At 36.6% G+C, this 24,649-nt stretch carries 21 protein-coding genes and 1 other annotated feature; of the genes, 3 read left to right on the top strand and 18 right to left on the bottom strand.

All coding sequences use genetic code 11. The annotated features are described in order from the left end of the window. From OWO01_RS03445 to OWO01_RS03380, 14 genes are all read right to left on the bottom strand, one after another. Positions 1-1,287, bottom strand: a complete 1,287-nt coding sequence (locus tag OWO01_RS03445) for an ABC transporter substrate-binding protein (protein ID WP_268779032.1) — start codon at positions 1,285-1,287, stop codon at positions 1-3. A gap of 878 nt (positions 1,288-2,165) precedes the next feature. Further along, complete coding sequence (gene argS, locus OWO01_RS03440) at positions 2,166-3,854, bottom strand: arginine--tRNA ligase (RefSeq protein ID WP_268779031.1); 1,689 nt, start codon at positions 3,852-3,854, stop codon at positions 2,166-2,168. Between the two features lie 46 nt (positions 3,855-3,900). Then, positions 3,901-4,121, bottom strand: a binding site (T-box leader). 83 nt (positions 4,122-4,204) lie between these two features. Continuing rightward, the gene (locus OWO01_RS03435) at positions 4,205-4,984 is read right to left on the bottom strand and encodes an alpha/beta fold hydrolase (protein ID WP_268779030.1); all 780 of its coding nucleotides are present in this window, start codon (positions 4,982-4,984) and stop codon (positions 4,205-4,207) included. A gap of 612 nt (positions 4,985-5,596) precedes the next feature. Then, positions 5,597-6,310 (bottom strand): ABC transporter permease, encoded by a 714-nt coding sequence (locus OWO01_RS03430; RefSeq protein ID WP_268779029.1) that lies wholly within the window; start codon positions 6,308-6,310, stop codon positions 5,597-5,599. Then, a complete protein-coding gene (locus OWO01_RS03425; protein ID WP_268779028.1) occupies positions 6,307-7,161 on the bottom strand; it encodes an ABC transporter ATP-binding protein in 855 nt (284 codons plus the stop codon). Before OWO01_RS03425 ends, OWO01_RS03430 begins: the two co-directional genes overlap by 4 nt. 106 nt (positions 7,162-7,267) lie before the next feature. Then, positions 7,268-8,305, bottom strand: coding sequence for a LytTR family transcriptional regulator DNA-binding domain-containing protein (locus tag OWO01_RS03420; RefSeq protein WP_268779027.1), 1,038 nt, complete (start codon positions 8,303-8,305; stop codon positions 7,268-7,270). Positions 8,306-8,779: 474 nt separating this feature from the next. Beyond that, positions 8,780-9,403 carry an ATP-binding cassette domain-containing protein gene (locus tag OWO01_RS03415; RefSeq protein ID WP_268779026.1) on the bottom strand — a complete coding sequence of 208 codons (624 nt, stop codon included), beginning with the start codon at positions 9,401-9,403 and terminating at the stop codon, positions 8,780-8,782. Positions 9,404-9,408: 5 nt separating this feature from the next. Beyond that, entirely contained in the window at positions 9,409-10,074 is a 666-nt protein-coding gene (locus OWO01_RS03410) for a hypothetical protein (RefSeq protein ID WP_268779025.1), read from the bottom strand. A 188-nt stretch (positions 10,075-10,262) separates the two neighbouring features. Beyond that, the gene (locus OWO01_RS03405; protein ID WP_268779024.1) at positions 10,263-11,132 is read right to left on the bottom strand and encodes a hypothetical protein; all 870 of its coding nucleotides are present in this window, start codon (positions 11,130-11,132) and stop codon (positions 10,263-10,265) included. A gap of 354 nt (positions 11,133-11,486) precedes the next feature. After that, a complete protein-coding gene (locus tag OWO01_RS03400; RefSeq protein ID WP_268779023.1) occupies positions 11,487-12,896 on the bottom strand; it encodes a family 43 glycosylhydrolase in 1,410 nt (469 codons plus the stop codon). A gap of 443 nt (positions 12,897-13,339) precedes the next feature. After that, positions 13,340-14,332: a virulence RhuM family protein gene (locus OWO01_RS03395; protein ID WP_268779022.1), complete on the bottom strand. Its 993-nt coding sequence runs from the start codon at positions 14,330-14,332 to the stop codon at positions 13,340-13,342. Between the two features lie 108 nt (positions 14,333-14,440). After that, positions 14,441-14,617, bottom strand: a complete 177-nt coding sequence (locus OWO01_RS03390) for a DUF559 domain-containing protein (RefSeq protein ID WP_268779021.1) — start codon at positions 14,615-14,617, stop codon at positions 14,441-14,443. A gap of 546 nt (positions 14,618-15,163) precedes the next feature. Next, complete coding sequence (gene rlmH, locus OWO01_RS03385; RefSeq protein WP_268779020.1) at positions 15,164-15,643, bottom strand: 23S rRNA (pseudouridine(1915)-N(3))-methyltransferase RlmH; 480 nt, start codon at positions 15,641-15,643, stop codon at positions 15,164-15,166. Positions 15,644-15,887: 244 nt separating this feature from the next. Further along, positions 15,888-16,667, bottom strand: a complete 780-nt coding sequence (locus OWO01_RS03380; protein ID WP_268779019.1) for a sulfite exporter TauE/SafE family protein — start codon at positions 16,665-16,667, stop codon at positions 15,888-15,890. 911 nt (positions 16,668-17,578) lie between these two features. Between OWO01_RS03380 and OWO01_RS03375 the strand changes: the two genes are divergently transcribed. The 3 genes from OWO01_RS03375 (at position 17,579) to mgrA (ending at position 19,785) form a co-directional block, all read left to right on the top strand. Next, positions 17,579-18,103, top strand: coding sequence for a hypothetical protein (locus OWO01_RS03375; protein WP_268779018.1), 525 nt, complete (start codon positions 17,579-17,581; stop codon positions 18,101-18,103). Positions 18,104-18,366: 263 nt separating this feature from the next. After that, the gene (locus OWO01_RS03370) at positions 18,367-18,726 is read left to right on the top strand and encodes a Lin0512 family protein (protein ID WP_268779017.1); all 360 of its coding nucleotides are present in this window, start codon (positions 18,367-18,369) and stop codon (positions 18,724-18,726) included. A 66-nt stretch (positions 18,727-18,792) separates the two neighbouring features. Then, positions 18,793-19,785 carry an L-glyceraldehyde 3-phosphate reductase gene (gene mgrA, locus OWO01_RS03365; RefSeq protein ID WP_268779016.1) on the top strand — a complete coding sequence of 331 codons (993 nt, stop codon included), beginning with the start codon at positions 18,793-18,795 and terminating at the stop codon, positions 19,783-19,785. Between the two features lie 475 nt (positions 19,786-20,260). On the opposite strand, the gene OWO01_RS03360 is transcribed toward mgrA, so the two are convergent. From OWO01_RS03360 to OWO01_RS03345, 4 genes are read right to left on the bottom strand one after another with little or no spacing between them, the layout of a single operon-like run. Next, the gene (locus tag OWO01_RS03360) at positions 20,261-21,490 is read right to left on the bottom strand and encodes a S1C family serine protease (protein ID WP_268779015.1); all 1,230 of its coding nucleotides are present in this window, start codon (positions 21,488-21,490) and stop codon (positions 20,261-20,263) included. A gap of 51 nt (positions 21,491-21,541) precedes the next feature. After that, a complete protein-coding gene (locus OWO01_RS03355; RefSeq protein ID WP_268779014.1) occupies positions 21,542-22,339 on the bottom strand; it encodes an MBL fold metallo-hydrolase in 798 nt (265 codons plus the stop codon). Beyond that, positions 22,336-23,286: a two-component system regulatory protein YycI gene (locus tag OWO01_RS03350; RefSeq protein WP_268779013.1), complete on the bottom strand. Its 951-nt coding sequence runs from the start codon at positions 23,284-23,286 to the stop codon at positions 22,336-22,338. Before OWO01_RS03350 ends, OWO01_RS03355 begins: the two co-directional genes overlap by 4 nt. Continuing rightward, positions 23,267-24,616 carry a YycH family regulatory protein gene (locus OWO01_RS03345; RefSeq protein ID WP_268779012.1) on the bottom strand — a complete coding sequence of 450 codons (1,350 nt, stop codon included), beginning with the start codon at positions 24,614-24,616 and terminating at the stop codon, positions 23,267-23,269. The genes OWO01_RS03350 and OWO01_RS03345 overlap by 20 nt, the downstream gene beginning before the upstream one ends. Positions 24,617-24,649 lie beyond the last annotated feature (33 nt).

The raw sequence follows: 24,649 nt of genomic DNA, 5'->3' as shown, positions 1-24,649 counted from the left end.
CTAGTCTTCTCTTTCTAGGCTTTCATTCATTACCCTTGCGGCGTCATTGGCCGCTTCTTCTACTGTCTTATCTCCAGTAAAAGCACCATTGAGCTCTTCATAAGCTCGGTCTTCCCATACTCCTGTCGTATTCGAATATGGCCTGATTTGACCGTACTCAACCATGTCGATAAAAACTTCTATGTCAAATAAATCATTGGAATCAACCCAGGCATCCGCTGTTCCTTCATATGCAGAAATCGCTATACCAAGTTCAGCCTGCATTCTCTGACCTTCCTCTGATCCAAGATATTCAACCCAGCGCCAAGCCTCCTCAGGATGGTCCGTGTTATATGCAATCGCATTACCTAGCCCGTTAAAAATTGAAGCTCTTCCTCCGTCATTAGAGGCAGGCAAGACAGCTACATCAAAATGCTCAGCCATATACTCATTTTCTGAAAATCCCGCTAAATTCCAAGAGCCGAAAAAGCCCATTGCAGCAAGACCATTTTCAAGCACCGTCGCACGCTCAGCATCGCCGAAAATTTGTGGAGACAAGCCTTCACGAACAAAATTAATATAGAATTCTAATGCTTCTATCGTATTTGGATCATCATACCCAGATACTTTATCATCAGTAATGATCGTTCCACCATTTTGATAGACAAAGTTATAATAGCCCTCTTGACTATGAAGTGGTGTAAGGATGCCATACTGCTCCCCATCATCTTTTGTTAACGCGACTGCTGCGTCATACAGGTCATCCCACGTCCAGCTTTCATCTGGATAGTCAACACCAGCTTCGTCAAACATCGTTTTGTTGTACCAAAGCCCTATCGTGTCATAGTCCTTTGGTATCGTATAGTAATGATCATCCAGTGTATATATTTCTACAAGACCTTCTGGATAGTTCGCCATATCAATTTGATCACTGGCATCGACCTGATCATTAAGTACCATTAGCATGTCATTAGAAGCATAGCGGTGAATTTCATTTGAATGCATCCAAAACACATCAGGCAATGACTCACCTGTCGCTCCAGCCTCGAGCATCGTCCAATAATCAGCCCATCCATTTACTGTAATGTTAATACGAATCCCGTCATTTTCTTCCTCAAATGCATCAGCAATTTGTCTAAGTCCAGGTTCTTGATTGGAATCCCAAATTGCAAAATCAAGTGTGACTTCTCCGTTAACAGCATACTCGCCCGTTTCCTCTCCACCTTCATCATTCTCATTTCCACAAGCCACTATAAAAAACAAACTAACGAAAATAACAACACCAAACTTTAAAAATGTCTTGTTCATCATTTTTCCTCCTAGGAAGTTATTTTTCAAGTTTTGCTTCTCTTATAGCTTACATCGTAGACAACTCTTCATGAATAGAACAAAGTTACATCTATATAGAATAATGTTAACGCTTTCATTGTTTTGCACTCCAAATAGTAGGTTGACTGTGTCCTCCTATTGTAGATATTGATTCTCAGATAGACTTTACTTCCATAATGAACTTTAATTCGTGGATTTTTATATTTTTCTAATTATTGATTGGACCTATCCATCTAAGCCGATATATAAGTAGTAATATAATGTATAATATCTTTGTTCGTAAATGCAGTAATTGGTGTATGTCAGAAAAATCATACCTCGCCAGTTCCTCCAAATGCATGTATATGTTTTATTCAAATTTATCTCCATTATCTTTTTTTCACTGGTCAAGATAATGTGTTGATCGATTAAGATGTCTACCTCATTCTGCAGTGCGATCACAACTTTTACTATGATCTAACTTACTCTCATTCTACTTCTCTTATGTAATAATACACTAACTAACTTAACCAAATAACAGCATTGGTAACTTCTATTTATCTCCTCTGTTTTACCACCATTTATCCCGAAGCAACCGTCCGTAAGACTCCCACTTCAAAACAACAAGAATATAAAGTTGTTTAATTGGGAGTAACGGACGCTAGCACCCCGAATGGTTCAAGGGCCTTTAGGTCATCCTTTAGGGCTAACAATCAGTGGGGGAATACCTAAAACCCCCACTGATTGAAGTTTCACTTTATATTATGGTTTACTGTGGTTATATGAAGAGAAATTACAAATTTAACGAGCTTGAGTCCACAAGCTCGTTACTGTTTTTTCAATAAAAATTGCGTTAATAAAGTCTAATTTCTCTATTACTACATTTCGTTAGGTGCTTCTATGCCTAAAAGTCGTAATCCTTCATTAAGGACAATTTGAACCGAATGTACAAGGGACAATCTTGACTGTTTATGTTCCTTATCATCTAAAATACGAACAGATCCATAGTATTTATTAAATGCTTTTGCAAGTTCGAGTACATATTTCGCAATTTGGGAAGGATCGCTCCCCTCATAAGCACGCTTTATCGCATCTGGAAAATCCAATAAATTTATTATTATCGACCATGCTTCAACATCTGATATGTTTACGTCATCATTACTTTCCTGATAATCGCCTTTTCTTAAAATAGACGAGGCACGTGCATGTGTGTATTGAACATATGGGCCTGTTTCCCCTTCAAACCTCAACATATCCTCTAATGAAAATTCAATATCATTTAAACGATAGTTCTTTAAGTCATGAAAAATAACAGCACCTGTCCCCACTTGACGAGCAACATTGTCTTTAGAATCGAGAGTTGGATTCTTCTCTACTATGTTATTCTTGGCTAGAGTAATCGCATCATTTAATACATCTTCTAACAATACAACTTTTCCTTTTCGTGTAGACATTTTTTTCCCGTCTTTTAACATCATGCCAAAAGCAACATGTTTCAGTCCCTTGTGCCATTTGTACCCCATTTTTTCTAAAACAAGAAAGAGTTGCTTAAAATGAAGCGTTTGTTCATTTCCTACAACATATAATGACCGAACAAATTTATACGTATCTTGACGATAAATGGCGGCTGCTAAATCACGTGTTGCATAAAGAGTAGTTCCATCCCTTTTCTTTATCAAACAAGGCGGTAGATCGTCGTCTATTTCAACTACTTTAGCTTGATCAGATTCTTTTAACAATTTCTTTTCTTCCAATAACTGAATCACTCTATCCATTTTATCGTTATAAAATGCCTCCCCATGCGTTGAATCAAAGTTCACACCTAATAGCTCGTATATTTTGGTAAACTCTTGTAATGACTCCTCCCTAAACCAACTCCATAATTCTAAGGCTCTCTCATCCCCATCTTCTAATTTCTTAAACCATTGTCTCCCTTTGTCATTTAATTTTTCATCTTGTTCTGCCGCTTCATGAAAACGCACATACAATTTTAACAGCTCTTTTATCGGATTTTCTTTTACCTTTTGTTCATCTCCCCACAATGTATAAGCAACAATTAATTTTCCGAACTGTGTTCCCCAATCACCTAAATGGTTAATTCGTATAGCGTTATACCCACATTTTTCCGAGATTCGTGCTAATGCATTGCCAATCACCGTTGAGCGGAGATGTCCCATTGAAAAAGGTTTAGCGATATTGGGTGAGGAAAAGTCAATCGTGATTACACCTTTGTTTCCAATGTTTACATTTCCATAGTTCTCCTTTTTCGAAAGGGCTTTTTGAATGGTATAAGATGATACTTCTTCTTTGTTTAAAAACACATTAACATAACCATTTACAGCTTCGACATTCTGAAAGAGATTGGGCAACGTCATTTCCTTTGTAAGTTCAAGTGCAATGTTTTGAGGAGACTTTCGATACACTTTCGCCAATTCAAAACAAGGAAATGCCAAATCACCCATGCTTTCTTTTTTCGGTTTCTCAATCATACTATTCAACTTACTTTTGTCCAAATGATCTTTTAACTGATCATATAGGACATCAACAAAAGCGGTTTTATTATCCATTCCTATTCCCTCCTATAATAAAAAAACTCCCGTCTCTTTTCGTATGAAAAGAGACGGGAGTTTAAATTAGCCCGTGGTACCACTCTACTTGTTTTTATAAAAAACCACTCCATTTGATAACGAGGTTCACCCCGACTCCCCCTACATAATCCTGTTCAGGAAAGCATCTACAAAGTGCGTTTCATTATTTGATCCTTGACCAGGCTCCCACCACCCCTGATTCGCTTTGCTTTCTCAAATAACTACTCTCTTTGTCATTGAATTTAAACATGTATTTTAGACTATTCTATTCATTTTTCACAAAATGTCAATAGCTTGGAGTTGAACCCTTCCTCAGCTCCTTTATAGTTCTATAAAATCTCATCTTTTAGAATTTTATAGAACTCATCTTTAGCATAGCTTTCTGTCCAAGGGCTATGACCACAGTTTTCTAATTTATAAAACTTAAATTTAGCAATTATCTTTTCTAAAGATGCTTTAATACCATAAGCTGGATGAGAATCATAATCCCCATGAATAGCAACAACTTCACATTTTATATTCTTTCCTATTTCATACATAGAACCACTTTTCCTCAGAACATGAGCTTCAGGCCAGACTTTTGCAAATATTTCATAGTTATACAGACTATCATCATTAGTGATTTCCATCGGGGCATAGCTGTCAAGCTTATCCATGAGTGCACCAAACTTTGCAAACACCCTATTCATGTCATGACCAACGGGATTAGAGAAAATCTGTTGTAATCTATTTAGCTCAATCTTCTCATCTTCTGTCAGCTTACCTTCTCTGTTATCTTGTAAATCTTTGTAATACTTTTCTTCAATAGAGCCACTTGCTATAAGGATAATTTTTTTTACTAAATGATTGTATTTTGCTGCAAACATGTAAATTAACATAGCTCCCCATGAATGACCAATTAAAATTATCGGGTCCTTAGCATTCTCTTCTAATATTCCTTTTAACTCCATGAGCTGTCCTTCTACTGACGGTTCAGTTTGAAGAGGTTCCAATATGCCACAAAACATAGATAGCTCCTCACATATAGGCTTTACGCTTCCCGCAGCACCTGGTCCCCCATGAATCACAGCTATCTTATAATCTTTTTCTCCGTACTTTCTTAAATTCATCTTTGTTCCTCCTCCCCCACTTGGTTTGTAATAGTAATTTATTGCAGGCTCTGTTTTTTAGGTCTTTAAATACAATGTCATTTATTAAAGAAAAGTTTCCCTTAAACTGGCATCTATGTCAAGGACACTATGAAAAAAGAGATTAAGCTAATAGAAGATGATCCCTATGTTAAATATCTATTTTGATTCATTGTAATTTTTTGTGAAATAGTTTTCAAGACATAAGAAAACTTGCTATTTCCTGGAATGTGGACTAGCAAAAAAAATGACAGCCTCAAACCCAATGTTCACAATGGGTTAAGGCTGTTTTTATTTTTTACCCCGGAGCAACCGTCCGTAAGACTCCCACTTCAAAACAAGGAGAATACCAAGTTGTTTAAGTGGGAGTAACGGACGCTAGCACCTCGAATGGTTCAAGGGCCTTTAGGTGTCATCCTTTAGGGCTAACAATCAGTGGTAGAATACCTAAATACCCCCACTGATTGAAGTTGTTCTTTATCTACAAAACTCAGGTTTAAGACTATTCATTTTTCACAAAATGTCAATAGCTTGGATCTCGAATCAGACCCTCGAAGTGGACATTTGTCCGTTAAAAGTGACTGAACAACCTGCTTATTTCCCGTCTACCTCCCTTTTGCGATAAACCATGACGGTTAAAAAGCAGACGAATACCATCCAAAGTGCAATGACGATTAAATTTCCCGTAACCTCCCGAAATGCTTTCCCTGCGTCCACCGCTTCGACTAAAAATTGCAAATGAAAATTAGGGAGATATTCCAAAAATACCAAACTCGGATAATCAGAGATAATTTCTAACAAAAGCGATCCCAGTCCAAACACAAACATGAGAGGCATGAGAACCAAAGAAGCTTCCACAACAGTTCGTGCTAACAGCCCTAACAGTGTTCCCATCGCAAGATATAGAATGAATGACAGAAACAGCGCCAAAAATAACGCATTTGCATAAACAAATTCATAGCCTGTGATTCGAATACAGAGCGCTAATGTTATTATCGTTAGTAATACACTTAGCCCACTTTTTCCAATCAATATTTCAGTCGTTGTTGCTGGTGACATCATTAATCCGCGTAGCGTGTTTTTCTCTTTCTCCTCTGCAATGATTGCTCCTTGTAAAAATACTGTCGTCATAATGAAAACTAGATTGATGATGAGATAATGTACATCAAAATGAAGCGGCTCTGATTGTACAGTCAAAACAGCAAAAAGAACCGGTGTTAGAACAGTGGTCAGCACGAACATATTCTTCATCAAATCTTTGAGATCTTTGTAAAAAATGGCGTATATCCGCTTCAATGAGAAACTCATACTAACGACCTCCCTGTTACATCCACGAAAATATCTCCTAATGTCGGTTCATTTGAAAACAAGGTGACGACTTGACCGCTTGACATATATTCATACAGCTTTTGCGCGCCTTTTGGACCGTTTTCTAGAATTCGTTTTTCTCCGGTTACTAACTCAACCGTCAAGGTATCATCAGAATATTTTCTCCGTAACTTAGACGGTTCATCCAACAATTGAACTTTCCCTTTGTTAAGGAATGCCACTCGATGACATAAAGACTCTGCTTCTAGCATATCGTGAGTCGTTAAAAATATTGTAGTGCCTCTGCGGTTAAGTTCCTGAAGTCCATGGTGGATATGCCTCGAATTAGCAGGATCTAGCGCACCTGTTGGTTCATCGAGAAAAAGTAATTCTGGCTCATGCAACAATGCGCGCGCGAGCGTTACTCTTTGCAACATCCCCTTTGAAAGCTTGGAAACCACCTTTCTTTTCTCATCCATTAAATTTACCATATCCAATACCTCATCAATTCTTTTCTGCTTATTTTCCACAGAATACAACTCACAATATAAATGGAGATTATCATATACGCTAAGTCTATTGTATAGCCCACTATTATCTGTCATCACCCCAAATTTTTTTAAATATTTCGGTTGATTTACCTGTGTGGAAGGAACATCAAAAAGCAACGCCGTTCCACTCGTCGGATGAAGTTGACCAGTCAATATTTTTATTGTAGTCGTTTTTCCCGCACCGCTAGGACCTAAGAAACCGAATATTTCACCTCTTTGTACTTCGAAACTCATATTATCGATAGCTGTACTTTTCGAAAAAACATGTTTTAATGATTTTACACTGAGTATGTTTTCCATCGTACTCCTCCTCTTCGTCACAATACTTGCAACTAAAGAATAAGAGACACCACACGCATTGTCAGCATTTTCACGGTGAAAAGAGTATTTAACCGGTTAAAAGGAGTTATTTTAAGCCGAGTATTCCCTTTAAATCAGTCATTTTGTTTTTCGATAACGGAATTTCGGTTTTCCTTGCGTTTTCTAATATCAAGCTATAACTATTCCTCGTCCAAGTCACCACTTCTCTGACCTTTTGCAAGTTAACAATATAAGAACGATGACATCTAAAGAAGCCAAACGATTGTAATTCTTCTTCTAATTGATTTAAAGTGAACATGCACGGAAAGCTTTCCCCTCGAATATGTAAATTGGATTGTCCGTCGTGACTTTCAATATAATCTATTTCTGGCGGATTAAACAAAATTAATTTATCACTCACTTTAGCAGGGATTTTTTTATAAGAAATCACTACTGCATCTGCCTCCTCCGCAGATTCTTGCACCTGAATTTCCGCTTCTAAGGTAGCGGGCATTTCTATTGCAAGCAAACCTTCTTCGCTAAGTCGATATACGTGATCAGAAAATGTGATCGCACTTTCCATATTACTTGTTAGAATTACTATCGCCTTTCCTTGCGTTTTTAATTGGTTTGTAATCGTGATAAAAATTCGTTTTGTTTCGATGTCGACATTTTGATCTGGTTCTTCCAAAATAAAGAGACTTGGATCTTGAATAAGCAACTTCGCCATCTGCAGTCTTTTCTTCTCAGAAAAAGTTAACTGCTTTACTTTTGTTTGTTTTTTCGCCTCCAATCTCACCAGTTGTAAGATATCTTCTACGTTTAACGATGATGTGAATAATCCTTTAAATAACAGCAGATGGTCCTTTACGCTTAAACGCTCATACAGTCCTTCGTCTAAAAAGAAATAACCAATATTTTGTTTTTTAGAGATTTTCCCATGCTTCATCACTTCATGCTCTATCCATACTTCACCATTTGAAATATGCTCTTGTCCAGTAAAAATATGCAACAAACACTTGCGAATGTCTGTCGTCGAGTGAATGGCAACCACCTCGCCTTCACCAACCTTCAAACAAATCGAGGGAAATACAACTCTATCCTGCTGATGTTTCTCTACATCTATCAAATCTAATACACTCATAACCATGTCCTTTCTATACTAGAATTGTTACTTATAATGGTATAGTCGTGAAGTAGTTTGTCTTCTTACTGTAACTAAAATATGCTCCGTCTTTTCATTATATAATAGGAATCAAGTTTGTTTTTGAGGATAGATATTTTTTATGTAAATGATGGGTTACATCTAACTCGGCTGTAATACCCAAGCATTAAAAACCCTTGAATCTTGCTGTGGTAGAGTCGTGATACCTATGATAAGGTGGATACACCCACCGTTAGAACAGCTGAATGATGAAATCCACTCCATGAAGGTGCAATGTTTAATTTTCTAAATTAAACAGGGGTTGTAAAAGAAAAAAATATATAATATAAACTTTGTTCGGAAACGAGGTTATTGGACTTATACATCCATAGCAGTTGACGTGGGGTTCTACACCAACTTTTTTTGATTGCTTTTCTTTTTTTCTGTGAGTTCTCTTTTATCAAAATCAATTTTTCACATGGCGTTTACTTTCGTAATTCCTTGAATTGCACCATTTTGTAATGTGATAACTTTGTCGAAAACTTGGACATCGGCATCGTTTAATCCATGAGCTGCAACGATAACAAGTTTCCCCTCTTGTTTATACTCATCAATGATTTCTAAAACTACCTTTATGTTATCATCATCAATCGCATTAAAAGGTTCATCAAGTAATAGCACATCTGGATTTTCCATAATCGCCTGGCAAACCGCCAGTCTCTGTTTCATACCTAAAGAAAAAGATTTAACCTTTTTGTCTTTCGATTCATATAAATTCAATCTCTTTAGAACTTGAACAATTTCTTCATCACCGATAATTTTGTTGATACTTGCTAAAAATTTCAGATTGTAAAAAGCCGTTTCATTATTCAAAAACTGAGGTGTTTCGATTATAATGCCAAACCTGTAGTTTTTATTATAGGTTACTTTGCCTTTAGACGGATTTATCAAACCACAAACCAACCGTAGTAACATCGTTTTTCCGCTACCATTATGCCCCTTAAGTAAATAAGCATTCTGTTCTTTAAAATTTATCGTTAAATCGTTCAAGACCTTTTTATCTTTCAAATCTTTGTGAACATCTCTAATATCAATCATCGAAATCAACTCCCTAAAGATTCATATTTTCTTATGGAAACATAATTTATTAAAATTAGTATGAGACATAAAACAATTTTTCCTGAAATAATAATCCAAAAATTGTCCAAAAATCCTAACGATGCAATAACAAATATCCCAAAAAACTCAATGGAGAACGAAAGGATTTGAGTCGTTAACGTAAGAAGCAATAGAAGGAAATAAATCAACTGCAATTCCAGCCCTTTTAGACGCATTAAAAATACCGACATCGTCAAAAAAAATACAGTAAGTATAGTAGATATTGCGAAAGCAAAGACAGCCGTTAATTGATTAAAATCTGGTAAAGCTATAACCATATCTATTATTAGTTTAGCTGCGATAACAATAACTAGCATTCTGCCTATCTGCTTTATATACAGGAAGAAAAAATACACCTTTCCCGCTCTTGTTAAAGCGTATGGGCTCAGTGTAAAAAAATCATCAGTTCCCTTAATAATAACATCGACAAAAAGCAAAACTAATCCTAAATTTAATACTAGGAGAAAAACGCTGATACCTTGAGTCTCTTGATTATAGGGAATGATTAGCGATCGAATAGAGTTAAAAGTTAAGTGCACTCCCTCATCCTCTCCAACAGCTAGCAGGAGGATAAAATAGCAAGTCGAATATATGAAATAGCGCTTTATCATGTTAAACAATCCTTACATATAAGTGTGTAATTTAGATATATACTTCCAAATCAGTTAAACTAGTATTTTTGGGCATTATTTAGATAAGGTGAGACGAAAAATCACTTCGCTTAAATACATCGCCCATAGCTGAATAAATAATAATTAGGAAAAAAACGAAAATATAATTACAATTCCTCTGCCCCTTTTCATAAGTACTCTTTAGAAAACCGATAAACATTTAATCGGAAAATAATAAATGCTAGGATAATTAAAAATAGTATTGGTATCAATTGGATCATTGCAGAGGTGCTAGAGATATCTGTTATGAAATAATCAGGTATGGTTGCAAGTGTAATAAAAGGAATCATAATATAACTAACCTGCCCGAGAAAAGGAGATAAGTTTGCCAAAGTAGACCCTAAAATGATTGGAATAACGATGAACATCACTGCTGGAAATGATTGAATTATATATAAATTTTTTATAAATAACGGGGTCAGTAACGTGATTGAATTGACTACTACAGAAAAAACGATAAGTATCCCTATATGAGCTATAACAATACCTAACATCTGTACAAAAGCAAATGAACTTTCTCCCAAGTTAACCGGACTCAATGAACCTCCGCTTATGATTAAAGCAATTATAAACAATAGGCTCATGACTATCATGATAAGTACTGCAATATAAAGAGATTGGGCAATAATTAATTCCTTAAGGAAGCGTTTATATCCTGTTCTCACAACAACAGTATTTCCTAGTCCAGACTTCATATAACGCATTGTAGTTGATGAAAGAGAAACACCCATCCCTAAAAATAGAATAATGATAAACAATTGATAAAAATCATTGGAGAAAATAAAATCTGTGAAATATACCATGGACCCAAAGTTATCAATAAGGCTTTGAAGAGCACCCCTATTAAGATCTTGACTAACAGTATTTAGTTGGCCTCGGAATAACTCCAATTCCAGAAACGAGAAATAATAACTTGCTAATCCAATTGATACTAAAATTAATAGAAGCAAGAAATGAAACTTTGATCTCATATACCTCATAAATTCTTTTTTTATCATTGTTATCGTCCCTTATTTATCAAATGTTTGAATTTTATTTTTCGGGTTTTCTTACTATCTAACTCTCAATTGAAGTCTTATTGTATCAGCCTCACATCCACATTATTACATTAACAGGGTGTTATTACAATATTAATGTTAACTATGCCAAAAACAGACAAATCATCTATAGAACTGGTTTGGTTCATATGGTTCACCTTAATATTACTAAGTGCAGGTTTTTCTTAATTTAAGGATATTTTACTTTGCTCAATGCATTAATCAACACAATAATTCGTACTCGCTATCGAAAAAAGAATTAGATGAAATAATTAAAAAGAGTGGAAGTTCATGTTTCCCTCCCACTCTTAACGTTTATTCAAGTGTAAACGAAGCTAAACTCGCCCTACCATTCCCTCTATACGTGAAGTATAGGGACTGAATGCCATCTGGAATAACCACATCTGATTGGTATTCTGTCCAAACATTTGTAAATGCTACTGGAATGGTCGTTAGTGGTTCTCCGTCCCACGCTGTTTTCACTTCAAATGCTCCACTGCAATAACCTCTCACCTTAATTTTGATCGTTCTAATGTCCTGGCAATCAAAATATTTGAAGCCTGCTGTCGCTGATTCGGTCATATTGGCGATATAGCCTATTTCTTCATCACCATCTTTGCCGTCTTGTGTGATTTTAGGAAATTGGGTATCCATCCACAAGTCTCCTGTATACACCGCCTCATCATCGCAGAAGAGGTGACACGCAATATAGGCTGGATACTCTCCTCTACCTTCAAGCGGACCACCATTAGAGCCGCAGGAAGTCATTTCTACTTGAGGAATGGTGCCATCATTTTGTATCACAATAGGCTCCATACATCCTTGTCTACTGAAATTAGATCCGTTGGTATGACGATGATAGAATATGTACCAATCGCCTTTTATAGTAACGATACTTCCATGATTGTTACCACCATAATACATTGGCTTATTAGTAGGCTTATACGTGTCGATATGAAGATCATTATTACTTACAATCACACCACCATACACAAAATCTTTTGTTGGGTGTTTGCTCGTTGCATAGCACAACTCATGCATAACAATAGAAGAATAGATAAGATAGTAAGTATCACCTATTTTTCTAATTGAGGGAGCTTCAAAAAATTCATGACCTTCAAAGCCGCTTCCTGCACTATACGATTGACTTGGCACAACAAAGACTGGATCCTCTAAAACCGTTAGCATATCTTTATCAAGTACTGTCGCCATCGCGCCACTTCTTGATTGATCACCAGGACTACAAAATCCCGTATAAAGATACGTTTTATCGCCTTCGGTTACTACACCTGGATCAAATTGTGGTTCATCACCTGCTCGTTCTCCTAAGCGCGTTCCATCTGAATAGTGAACATAACCATAAAACTCAAATTTACCAGCAGGTGTATCTGACACCGCCACGGAGACAACGGGTACTTTGTCTAAGACATAGTACAAATAATATCTACCATCCGGACCAACGCTGACATCCGGTGCATAAAGACACATGTTAGCTTCTGCATTCATTGGATCATCGGTCTTTTTATAAATCACACCTTCATACTTCCAATCCGCTAAATTATCTACTGAAGCAGACCAACAGACGTAATCATTCAGACAGTATGCATGGCCGTTAAAACGATCATGTGATCCATAAACATAAACACGATCTTCAAAGACGTAAGGTTCACCATCAGGAATGTACTCCCATGAAGGAAGGTAAGGATTAAAGCCTTGCTTTTTCAATACAAACACCACCTGGATTTTAATTTTTTTTACTTGACTACGAGTAAAGAGCTTTGTTTTCTAGCGTATTGCAATGTCAATTTTGGCAACACAACCACAATAAGTATTCTTGTTTATTTTACCACCAAAAAGAAAGCGTTGTCATTATACATTTAAATGGTGATATTTACCGTGTGAAAGATCATAATGTGTAATTTTTGGTAGGTGGAAAGTGTATCAGATCGATGAGTAGAAAATTGTAATGTTTTACTTGGCGGTCTTTCAATATCTTCAAAAAATCTACTCCTGCGTTTATTTTACCTACATCGGTGTCAGTAACCGTTTTGGATGTCCCTTCGATTAAACCTTGATTTAGTTGAGCAACTATTAATTTAAGTCACTCTGTAACCATATAGATAAAATCTCTAAATATATTTCCAATTGTAGTACTCTCTATCTCGGTATTATTTCAACTCATTTTTCTTTATGAAGTCATCAAAATCACCACTATCACGCTTTTCGATGCGATTCTGATTAAACTTTTCATACTCTTTTACTGCTAACTTTTCAGCTACCTCTTTTGATACCCTGCCTGCATTTTCAAGAATTTCACGCCCGTTGAATTGTAAAAAAGCAGTTAGCTTGTCTACCCAATCTTTCATATGCATCGGTTGATTCCGCTCTGCTTGGTCTTCTGCATAGTCAAGGTACATCGTTACAATACGATTTAGTTGCTTCATTTCCTTTTCATTTAAGTAATTTTTTGCAACTCTAACGTCTTGCTTGCGTACTTTATCACCTTTCCATGACGTTAAGCCCATGTTTTCCTTTGTAGCATCTGCTCGACTTACAATTAGTTCTGATGCTGTATGACCATGTATGGCAAAGTGAAATTTATTTTGCACCGTTGCAAAGAACTCCTGTGATTGTTCAGCCTTCGGATCGTAGTCAACTGACGTTGCATATATATCCGTAATCTTTTGATAAAACCTTCTTTCCGAAGTACGAATATCTCGGATACGTTCAAGCAACTCGTCAAAGTAGTCTTGTCCAAAGTTACGCATTTCTTTTAGTCGGTCATCATCCATTGTAAAACCTTTAACAAGATATTCATTCAAACGCTCTGTCGCCCACTGGCGGAATTGTGTACCCCTGTGGGAGCGTACTCGGTAGCCGATTGCGATAATCATTTCAAGGTTGTAGTGTTTCGCTTTTCTTTTCACCTCTCTTGAACCTTCATTTTGAACTTGTAAGTAATACTTACAAGTTTGCTCTTCCTGCAATTCTGCTTCTTCATAAATATTTTTAATATGAAGCGTAATATTTTGAGGTGAGGTTTGATATAATTCTGCTATTGCTTTTTGTGTCATCCATACTGTTTTATTTTCTAATCTAACATCTATTTTTGTGTTACCTTCTTCTGTTTGGTAGATTAGTATATTGGTTTCATTATGCACTCTATTCACCCCCATTTGATTTTTGTAATTCTTTTTTCATTAAAAACTTAATAACACGGTTGAGGCCATAAAGTTCCTCGCCTTCATTAACCCTTATAAATTCAACCCCTAATTTCTCCTCAATAATTTTTGACGTTCTTCATCTGCATCAATTTGTTTTTTATGGTGTTTTTCATCATATTCGAATACTAATCCGACCTCTGATACGTAAAAATCTACAATATATTCTTCAACTTTGAATTGTGTATCAATATCCACAACACCATCTAAAATACTCTTTAACAATTTTCCACTCTTTGATCGGTATAAGCACTAAAATTCAGTACTTACATCATTTGCGTTTGCAAAATTTATTAGTTTATTAAATTCTTCAAAATACTGCCCCCTGATAGCAATAGTAAAAATAACGCCTAGATTATAATGTGAACTCTTCCTTTTAATTTTCTAGGGACTTCTTGTTTCACTATCGTATAGTAATTTAGACAATCTTTTTGTTCCAATTTTTCATATGTTCATTAGTAGTATTTAAACTCTTTTGACTCCTATTTAAATTTCTATTTCTACATCGATACCCTCTGGTTGATAGATCACAGTTTTAATATTATTTAACATTGCTCTACCTTCTTTTTTCGAAATTATAATATGTACTATTATACCATTTAAACATGAAAGAGTTAATCAAAAGCAGAACATTTATTCCCTTCTCACTTGTTTTTCTAGCCCAAATTAAAAACCCTTAAACTTTTCATATAGTCCAAGGGGTATAAATTTATTAATTTATTTTTCAAATATGAGTTTTACTTAATTCAACTTCCACTCCTTGCTTTACCACTATTTATGGTACGGTTCCCCCCGATTAATCCTAAAACTTCGATAAATCTGTTCGACCAATACCAAACGCATCAACTGATGTGGTAGGGTCATTTTTGAAAAGGACAAAGCATAATTACTCCGCTTCATCACAGCTTCACTTAATCCTAATGACCCACCAATCACGAAGGCGATTTTGCTTTTTCCGTGTGTAGCCAGTTGATCAAGCTCTTTAGCCAATTGTTCTGAAGTCACTTGCTTCCCTTGTATTTCTAGCGTAATCACATGGGTATCGGGTTGTAACTTCGCAAGAATTCGCTCGCCTTCTTTATTCTTTATTTCTTCCATCTGCGCTTCACTTAAGTTCTCCGGTGCTTTTTCATCAGGGACTTCCACTTCTTTTATCGTAGCATAAGCGCCCAATCGTTTCACATATTCGGCAATGCCTTGTTTTAAATACTTTTCCTTTAACTTCCCAACCGTAACTATTGTGATATTCATCGGTTAAATTCCTCCAATCCCTAGCTAAGCTTCACTATCTTCCATCGTGTCAAACTCCATCTTTTGTCCGCAATAAGATCCTCCCCATAACTGTTATTTGGTAAGGTTGATCACATCATACTCTGCACCACTTGTACCAGCTCGATTTCTTTTTTTCAAACACCATGACAATACATTCATTTAACAAACATATTATTATTTGAGCAAAGATAAAAAAGAAGAAAACCCCCATTCACCAATGATCTTATAAATACTGAATGATATTATAAATATTGATTACGATAATGCTAATAATTAGTACGTTAAATAAAATACTGACCTGTTTAACAGATAAAAATGGACGTATTCTAGATCCGATCAAACCTCCACTAACTCCTCCAACTAGCATAAATGGAAGCATCGATAAATCATAACTGCTTAAATCGGTTGTAAACAAAACAATGAAAATTCCAGATAGTTGAGCAAAAAAGATGATAAAGATCGAGTTTACGGCTGCTTTTTTAACGTCCATGGAGAATAATAAAACAAGTACCGCCACATTTAAAGGTCCGCCACCAATTCCTAGAAAAGCTGCTGAAAAACCTAAAATCATTCCGACGACTATCACGACTAATGGATTTTGTAATTTAAGGGTTGTGATGAAATCTTTATAGCGCATAAATAAAAAAATGACGACAAGAATACACACAAGGATCATGGATTGAATCCAACCGACTTGTTTAGCAACTTGTTCATGAACGAGGAGTTGATTAAAGACTTCTTTGCCTATCGTACCGCCTGTGATGGAGCCGATCGAAATCAACAGGCCTTGTTTGAATTCAATCGATATTCCTTGTTTATAAGCTGTAAAGATCGAGACACTCGACATAGCCAACACAGTACCACCCGATAGCACGCCGATTGTTGCTAAGTCAAAATGGCCGAACATATCTAGAACTGGTTTCATGATAATCCCACCACTGATCCCTGCCATGGAGCCAATCATAGTGGTTAACAGTCCAATAAGTAGATAAATAATAAACATAGAACACCTCCTAATTCTTAACTGATAGTATATGACGTTACCTTCGCGCGTGATCTGCTCTTGTTTAGGCATATGGATTCCTTGATGAAAACCATACAAATCAAAACATGAACTCTCTTAATCCATCGTAATTCGCTCTCTACTCATAACACCGGCCTTTTCGCCATCCACTAATCGTATCATCAATTCGTTAAACCGGATATTCAAATCGGACAATGCTTCCTTTGTAGTTCGTCCTCTGATTGATGATACTCATTACAAAACACCCACGACGTAACAGCATAAATCCATCTATAATGAATACTAATTGATTCTGTATTCTTTAAACACTTTTTCAAAAACAACATCCATAGTATAGCATAAAAAAAACTGTAGAAATCAATCACAAATGTGTTTAGAGCGCTTCCATTCGGGTATAGATAACTACAAGGCTAAATACATGTGATTAGGAGAACTTGGCTTATATTTTTTTCGTAAAGCCTTTGTTCGCGTAACTTGATCATCGGTTTGAATATTTGATTAAGGTTTCACATCACATGTGAACTGCACAGCCTTGGCGGAAAATTTGATTCGCTGACGACATATCACTCGTCAGGAACGTGGCTAATGATTTTGTAAGCGTTAGTAAACCGTTTTGCAAGACAGCTAGTAGAATGTTTTTCCGGAAAGTGCAAGTGAAGCCTCTCTCTATTGAGAATATAAGAGATGGCATACCGAGCTTCAAGTACGACGAGTTCAGATCGTCAGAGACGTAACAGTTTGGTAAGAATAAGAAGTCATTAACAAATTTTCCGCATATCCCATAAAGGGGGGAGGAAGACATGTTCACGACGTTGAGCATGTCTTTTCTCTTGTTCAATAGAGAAGTCTATGAGAACATAGGGCTATGAATGGAACAGGAGTGGTTTATATTGTGGGGAACGATCTTTCTTAGTACCTTGTTTACTATCGTGATTTTTATCAACATTTTTACAGCTAGAAAACATATAGTGAAAGTCCAATTACAAACGACAACATGGATAATCATTGCACTTGGTCGCTTTGTTTTTTTTACGCTTGCTTATTTGTTTAAACCGGACTTCGGTGGTTACTTTATTGCCCTTTTAGCGTCCACTATGCTCATAACAAGCAATACCTCAGAAGGGATCAGCCATGAAGGCTTTCATGTATTGTTAAAGGGATCTGTTGTCAAACGGTTGAAATGGGATAAGATTGATCACGCGAAATTGATCAATGAACATACAAGGACTCGAGTTCGTATCATAATGAAAAATAAATCATCGATCTTCCCAAAGCCTACTATCCAACAATTTTATCTAATCGAAGACTATAAGGTCATTTATCAATTATTTGAAGAAAAAAACATTCGTTTTGATATATATAAAATTCCCATTAGTCCTATAACAACAGCGATCTGCGTATGGCTCACTGTTTAACTAATTATAATGGTTTTGATTGATTGCTCTTTAAGATTCATAAACCGATAAGAGAAATACTTCGATCCTTGAAACAGGTTTCTCTATTGAGTATTTACATATTATTTAACAACCCGATAAGAATGTTTCTTGTTACGTTTTTATCAATAGGACTCGTTATGCTAAAATGAAAGCAATAGAAAACGTTTTCCATTAAGAACAATTGATATCGTAATATTTTTTGTTATTTCCCAGGAAATAAGAAATCAAATAGGAGGGTTTATATGAAAAAAATTATCTTTATCGAAACAGGTGTGGGAATTGATACACATGGCCAAGACGTAACAAAAGCATCGATTCGCGCAGTAGAAAATGCGATCCATTATAACTCGATGCCAGGGATTAAAGATTATTTGCCTGAACAGTCCTTACATCAGATGAAAGTAAACATTGTTTTGGCTGTGCCTGCGGACAAAGAAATTGTTGATGTAGAAAAAGTCAAAGCAGAAATTCCTTATGGTGAGGTAACTGTGGAAGTAGTTGACGGTGGATTGGCAACCACAAGTGGCATTATTTTAGAAGAACAAGCTGATAAAAATGATTTGATGTACATTGTTAATGCAGCCGTCCAAGTAGGCTATTAATCACCTTATGCCTAACGGTCATCTAAGAATTTAAAAAATCCGAGAACAAACGAGGAGAATCAGCCAATGAATTATCTACCAGCAAAAGAACGTTATCAAAACATGCAATATAACCGAGTTGGAAAATCCGGGTTAAAGCTTCCTGCCATCTCCCTTGGTTTATGGAACAATTTTGGCGGAACAGATCCGATCGAAAATCAACGTGCCATGTTACAACGCGCATTTGATTTAGGCATTACTCACTTTGACTTAGCTAATAACTACGGACCACCTGCAGGTTCTGCTGAAGAGAATTTCGGAGCGATCCTAAAAAAGGATTTTGCTAACTATCGTGATGAACTCGTTATTTCAACAAAAGCTGGCTTCACGATGTGGGATGGTCCTTACGGAGATTGGGGTTCAAAAAAATATCTCGTTTCTAGTTTGGATCAAAGCTTGCAACGGATGCAATTAGACTATGTCGATATCTTCTATCATCATCGTCCAGATCCAGAAACACCACTTGAAGAAACGATGGAAGCTTTGGATCTAATCGTGCGTCAAGGAAAAGCATTATATGTTGGTATCTCTAACTATAATGCAGAAGATACAGCGAAAGCGATCGAGATACTTCAAGAAAATAAGACACCGTTTATTATTCACCAAGCAGCTTATTCGATGTTTAATCGCTGGGTCGAAGATGGTTTAACCGATGTATTGGATCAAGCAGGTGCTGGTTGTATTGCATTTGTACCTTTGGCTCAAGGATTATTAACTAACAAATATTTAAAAGGAATTCCCGATGATTCTCGTGCAGCCAAGGATCATATTCCTTTCTTAAATGAAAAAGATATCTCGGAGGAAGTGCTAAATAAAGTAATGCGCCTCCATGAGCTTGCGAAAGAACGCAACCAATCACTTGCTCAAATGGCATTAGCATGGGTGTTACGTGAAGAAACCATCACCTCTGCACTTATTGGAGCTAGTCGAGTTAGTCAGATTGAAGAAAATGTAGCTACACTGGACAACCTCGCGTTCAGTCAAGAGGAATTAAAAGCGATTGATGATATTTTAGGGTGAAAGATTAAGAACAAGGACTTTTCCTTGTTCTTTTTTTATCCCATCCACAAGTGTTGATTTCTCGGTTGATTTACATGTTATCCACAACGTTATGCACAATATAGCTATATTTTTTCTATTCAGTGCTTTTCAACAACTTAAACACAGCTTTTCCACAAAAAACACGTGAATTTTTTTCACTGCATTTGCTATTTTGTGTCAGAATATACGTTCTCTACTATATCTAGAAAGTTACACACATACTTATGCACAGGTTGTGAATAACTTTATCGTTTATACACATTTTTTTCGGCTATAAATGCTCAATTTTCCTCTTTTATTGAAAAAAAGCGTTTTTTTCGTGGATAACTAGGGTGAACCAGTTGCATTTATTTTTTTGCTGTACACAGCACTTTGCTACTCTCATTCGTTTTCTCCCTATTGCAACAAAAAAGTCGCTCCTCCATAAATCAGAGAAACGACTTTATTATTCCTTTTATTGTGTACTCAACTGTACCTCTGCTTCTTGTAAACTTCCATTTCGGTAGAAAACAATCTTCATTCGATCTCCTGGTTGTTTATCTTCATAAAGATGTTTTCGTAAATCAACAATTGTTTCTACTTCTTCCCCATCCAATTCCACAATCACGTCATACGCTTGTAAACCTGCTTCTTCTGCGGGTGATCTCGGTTCAATACTTTGTAGATAGATTCCTCCGGTAACTGAACTTGGTAAGTTTAAACTCCGTCTCCACTCGGTTTGCGGAATATCCAACAAAGAATACGCTTCTACTCCAAGAAAAGCACGTGTCATTTGTCCCTCACGTTCAAGTTCATCAATAACCGGAATCGCGGATGCAATCGGGATGGCAAAACCAATTCCCTCTACTGCTGATTGCGCGATTTTCATCGAATTGATCCCAATTAATTGTCCATACATATTGATCAGCGCACCACCGCTATTTCCAGGGTTAATCGCTGCATCGGTTTGAATAACCTCTGATTGCCAATCGGCTCGCCCATCCCCGCTAAAATCTTGTGGGATCGAGCGTTGCATCCCACTAATGATCCCTTGCGTCACCGAGCCAGACAAATCTAGTCCTAGCGGATTTCCGATCGCAATAACAGGCTCGCCCACTTTTGCAATGTCTGAGTTGCCCAATTCGATTGCTCCTCCTACTAATTCGGCATCCATCTCTAGTACTGCTAAATCGGTGAATAAATCAGAGCCTTTTATTTCGGCTAAAATTCTTGTTCCATCAAACAATATTACTTCAACCTCGTCGGCTCCTTCAATCACGTGATGATTGGTAACAACAAAAGCTCGATTGTTCTCAATCTTGTAAATAACCCCAGAACCAGTTCCTGCACCAAATGAGCCTTGTTCCCAAAATCCTGATGAGTAAGCCTGTATATTCTCTACACCAACAACCGTTGGCATCACTTGTTCTACAATCGTAGTAACCTGTGTGGAGATATCTACACTCATTCCTGAAGCGAGTGGTGTAGGGAACTCATTTCCCCCTTGTTCTTGTTGATTGATGGCCCGCGATTGATTGTTCGGCATAATGATTTGATAAGGCAAAAGTTCATGCTGAATTAAATTCGGTAAAAGGATGGCAAACAAGAAGGCACCTAACACGAACCCAACGACGAATGTAAGTAGCCAATTGTTACGCTTGTTTGATTTCCGCCGTTTTTTTGTCCCATCGTCATAATAAACCATTCGATCATCTCCCTTGATTTCTATCGATAGTTTACCTATAATCGGGTGTTTTTAAACGACTTGATATAAACTTGTTGGAGAATTTGGGTCCGTATCAAGAATTTCTAAACCTTGATCAATAGGAAAACCTGCCGTACGTAAATGATTCTCAACAGACATACGAGCGAGTTCTTTCATGTTATTATCTTGACTCAAATGAGCCAAATAAATTCTTTTCGTATTATGTCCAATAATATCTTCTAATGCCAAAGCACAGTCATCATTAGAAACATGACCATAATCTCCTAAAATGCGTCGTTTCACATTCCAAGGATAGCGTCCCATTTGTAACATCGAGACATCATGATTGGCTTCAAAAATGAGCGCATCTGCTTGCTCTACTGTTTTTTTGATTCGTTCCGAAACATAACCCAAATCGGTAACTAATGCTACTTTTTTCCCTTCATGATGAAACGTATAAAACATCGGTTCGGCAGCATCATGAGAAACACCAAAGGATTCGATATCCATGTCACCAAATGTTTTCACTTTTTCACAGCCGAACTCGAATTTTTGATCTACTGTTAGCTTCCCAATGGAGCCTTCCATTGCTTTCCACGTTTTTTCATTTGCATAGATTGGTAAATTATATTTACGTGCAATAATCCCCAATCCTTTTACATGGTCACTATGCTCATGAGTAACTAATATTTTGGTAATCACTGTTGGATCAAGGTTCGCTTCTTGAAATAACCGATCGAGTTGCTTCCCACTTAATCCAGCGTCAACTAATATTTTTTCTTTTTCTGTTGCAATATAAAAGGCATTGCCTGAACTTCCAGATGCAAGTACCGAAAATCTTAATGTCATTCAGATTCCACCTCTATAATTGTATGATAAACGGAGATCAAGCTTTGCTTAATCGTATTTAAAAGCCGTGCTTCTTCTTCCGCATCTTCCGTATGAATAAATTGAAAATTATTTTCACTTGCATTATCGATCACATCCGTAAAACTAGCGACCGTCGTTTGAAGAAAATCTCGATTTCTTGGATAACCATGACCTTCAATGGCGTTAATGAAATAGTTTCTATCCTCATTGACTTGAATATTCCATGCTGGATTGAGGACTTGCTCGCCATTTGGCAGTGAAATTAAGTTATGATAACCTAATCGAATCGAATCGATAGTATCACCGGTATTCAGTTCATTAGAATTATAATACAACCTAGATACCGCATCATACTGTAGGATGAGGTCTTGTTCTTCTTCTGAATCCTCCTCTTGCTGAAGTCGCGTTTGGACATATTGAACCATTTCTCCATCACGATTCAATTGAATCAGAAGAACTGCATGCTGATTATAAAAAACCGGCTCTTCTATGCGTTGAAAGAAGATTAGTACATTCGCTTGTTCATCTCTTTCCCAAAACATATACGATTCACCATACAAAATATTGTTATCGATGATTTCTCTCAGACGTTGTGGGTCGTCCATGCTTACATCAATCGGATGATCAAAACGAGAGAATAGATGCGTTGAATTGATCACCGCTGCTCGTTGATTATCAAGTGCGTCCACTTCCTCTAAGGTTTCTTCATTGTATTGATAATTTTTTGCATAAATTAAAGGTGCAGAATACGTTTGATCAGATAAGTTATCTAAACCACTAAGATTTAGAGCCAACTCATCTTCTCTGGTTGCTTCAGGGATAAAGGACAAATTCTCTTCCTGTCGATCTATCAATTGTCTGACTAAGAATATATTTAAGATCAAGAAACAAATAATAAAAAGTGTTTTAATTTGTGCCCATTGCATCGTAATCTCCCCCTACTTGCTCGTCTGGCACTAGCAAGGGTTGCCAACCGCGAACCCCTCTGACATACCAAGTGGGTGTTAACCGGTAAACTTGACCTTGTCCACCCGTGTGTTGTTCTACTTGATATCCCAACGTAACATCATGAATCATACTTCCATGATAATTTTCTCCTTCTAAAATTTCAATGACCTGTTCCGCTGACGGTAGCTGATAGGAAGCTTGATCTACACCTCGTTGATCCAATATTTGAACAAACGGATGATTATACTGATAGACATCTTGGTTGTGCCAATTTACGGATATCGTGGTGATCTCTTCTTTATCATAGATCGGAAATCCTCGATAAGATAACGTATACTCGACAGCATTTGTATGAGTAGCAGTACTAACATTGGACAGAAAATAACTAAACGGTTCTTCAAAAGTAAAGGCTCCGTGTGTATTCAAATAATTTTGCACTTGATCTAAAAGTTGGTATTCCGTTATTACGTTGTCTGCACTGTTTTCATTGATTGGATTCGTGAAGCTTACCCTTAATTGCTCTCGCTCCAAGATTCTTGTTCCATCTGTATACACGATGTTCCCGTTTACTGTAAAAGAACTACGAACATTGGTTGGTTTGTTAAAGAGTAAATTTTGAAAAGGCTCAATCGGTAATTGTAAATAAGAAAACAACAATGTATTCATTTCAACTTCCTCAGGTAAATAAATCCGGTTCCCATTACTATTAACAAACGATTGAAAGGTGTTAAATTGATTATCTGCTAATAAACTCATAATTTGTTGCATTTCTTGACTAAAGTTTTGCATATTTGCTTGGATTGCTTGGTTTTCTCTAGAATCGACGAATAATAATTGATAATCCTGATCGCTTCCATCACTGTCTAACTGGATATAGATACGATTAAAAGATGTGTCTGGTAATTCTATCTCGCTATCCACTGAAAACAAGTCATAAGCTAATTCCATTGGTATACTTGTGGAAAAGACAACTTCCAAATGATTTCCTTCCATTATTTCTTCATCTTCCGGTATCATGGTAAAATCAAAATTATAGAGAGACCACTCCATCATTTGTTGAAATAACTCTTGTTCGTTTGCTTTTTCCGATAAACCAACAGGGACATCTCCTGTATGGAACACAATCTGTCCAGGAGAAATCACTTCTCTCTTTGTCAATGTGTTCCCATTAAGTTGTGCATCAATTAGGTCGTCTTCTGTTTGTGTCGTTCTAAAATCCGGTTGATAATTCCAGATTGCAACGGTTAATAACAAACTGGAGATGATTAAGAAAAATAATAAAATCGACTTTAAATTTTCTAAACTCATCATTATCCCCCCCGCTTCCGACTGATTAGCGGT

The sequence above is a fragment of the Natronobacillus azotifigens genome, assembly GCF_026805325.1.
In the GTDB taxonomy this organism is placed as follows: Bacteria; Bacillota; Bacilli; order Bacillales; family Amphibacillaceae; genus Natronobacillus; species Natronobacillus azotifigens.
The sequence above is the reverse complement of the archived record's forward strand: the minus strand, read 5'-3'. Positions and strand labels throughout refer to the sequence as shown.

Excerpts from the sequence above, each read along its gene's own strand:
- OWO01_RS03350 (WP_268779013.1), bottom strand. The coding sequence starts at position 23,286 with ATGCAATGGGCACAAATTAAAACACTTTTTATTATTTGTTTCTTGATC.
- OWO01_RS03420 (WP_268779027.1), bottom strand. The coding sequence starts at position 8,305 with ATGAGTGTATTAGATTTGATAGATGTAGAGAAACATCAGCAGGATAGA.
- OWO01_RS03415 (WP_268779026.1), bottom strand. The coding sequence starts at position 9,403 with ATGATTGATATTAGAGATGTTCACAAAGATTTGAAAGATAAAAAGGTC.
- argS (WP_268779031.1), bottom strand. The coding sequence starts at position 3,854 with ATGGATAATAAAACCGCTTTTGTTGATGTCCTATATGATCAGTTAAAA.
- OWO01_RS03430 (WP_268779029.1), bottom strand. The coding sequence starts at position 6,310 with ATGAGTTTCTCATTGAAGCGGATATACGCCATTTTTTACAAAGATCTC.
- rlmH (WP_268779020.1), bottom strand. The coding sequence starts at position 15,643 with ATGAATATCACAATAGTTACGGTTGGGAAGTTAAAGGAAAAGTATTTA.
- OWO01_RS03355 (WP_268779014.1), bottom strand. The coding sequence starts at position 22,339 with ATGACATTAAGATTTTCGGTACTTGCATCTGGAAGTTCAGGCAATGCC.
- OWO01_RS03405 (WP_268779024.1), bottom strand. The coding sequence starts at position 11,132 with ATGATAAAAAAAGAATTTATGAGGTATATGAGATCAAAGTTTCATTTC.
- OWO01_RS03410 (WP_268779025.1), bottom strand. The coding sequence starts at position 10,074 with ATGATAAAGCGCTATTTCATATATTCGACTTGCTATTTTATCCTCCTG.
- OWO01_RS03370 (WP_268779017.1), top strand. The coding sequence starts at position 18,367 with ATGAAAAAAATTATCTTTATCGAAACAGGTGTGGGAATTGATACACAT.
- OWO01_RS03425 (WP_268779028.1), bottom strand. The coding sequence starts at position 7,161 with ATGGAAAACATACTCAGTGTAAAATCATTAAAACATGTTTTTTCGAAA.
- OWO01_RS03380 (WP_268779019.1), bottom strand. The coding sequence starts at position 16,667 with ATGTTTATTATTTATCTACTTATTGGACTGTTAACCACTATGATTGGC.
- OWO01_RS03360 (WP_268779015.1), bottom strand. The coding sequence starts at position 21,490 with ATGGTTTATTATGACGATGGGACAAAAAAACGGCGGAAATCAAACAAG.
- mgrA (WP_268779016.1), top strand. The coding sequence starts at position 18,793 with ATGAATTATCTACCAGCAAAAGAACGTTATCAAAACATGCAATATAAC.
- OWO01_RS03435 (WP_268779030.1), bottom strand. The coding sequence starts at position 4,984 with ATGAATTTAAGAAAGTACGGAGAAAAAGATTATAAGATAGCTGTGATT.
- OWO01_RS03345 (WP_268779012.1), bottom strand. The coding sequence starts at position 24,616 with ATGAGTTTAGAAAATTTAAAGTCGATTTTATTATTTTTCTTAATCATC.
- OWO01_RS03445 (WP_268779032.1), bottom strand. The coding sequence starts at position 1,287 with ATGAACAAGACATTTTTAAAGTTTGGTGTTGTTATTTTCGTTAGTTTG.